Origin of the sequence: Pseudomonas sp. I2, assembly GCF_040984075.1 — a bacterium.
GTDB lineage: Bacteria > Pseudomonadota > Gammaproteobacteria > Pseudomonadales > Pseudomonadaceae > Aquipseudomonas > Aquipseudomonas guariconensis_B.
The window spans coordinates 1-255 of sequence record NZ_JBCGFQ010000266.1 but is presented as its reverse complement, the minus strand read 5'-3'; the positions used below and the strand labels follow the sequence as shown (position 1 = coordinate 255).

Here is a 255-nt window from a genome sequence, read left to right as displayed (position 1 = left end):
CGCGCCGCCCGAGCATCGCCCGCCAGGGCTGGTCCATTTCGGCGGCATCATTGAACGCTTCATGGGCACGGCGATGGACCAGATGCGGCTGCTCCCCGCAGCAACCGCCCGTGATCGCGGCTTCGACAAGGTCAAGACCCGCAATCCGAACGAGGCGGCCGAGATGACCCTCGATGAGCTAGAGGTCTGGATGCTCGAGTTCATCTGCGGCCAGTATCACGTCCGGCCGCACAGCACGACCAAGCAGCGCCCGGA

1 pseudogene is annotated in these 255 nt (G+C 65.9%); it reads left to right on the top strand.

Annotation, left to right across the window (positions count from 1 at the left end):
• Positions 1–255, top strand: a pseudogene (locus tag WCE05_RS26555) (integrase catalytic subunit); the annotation flags it as partial.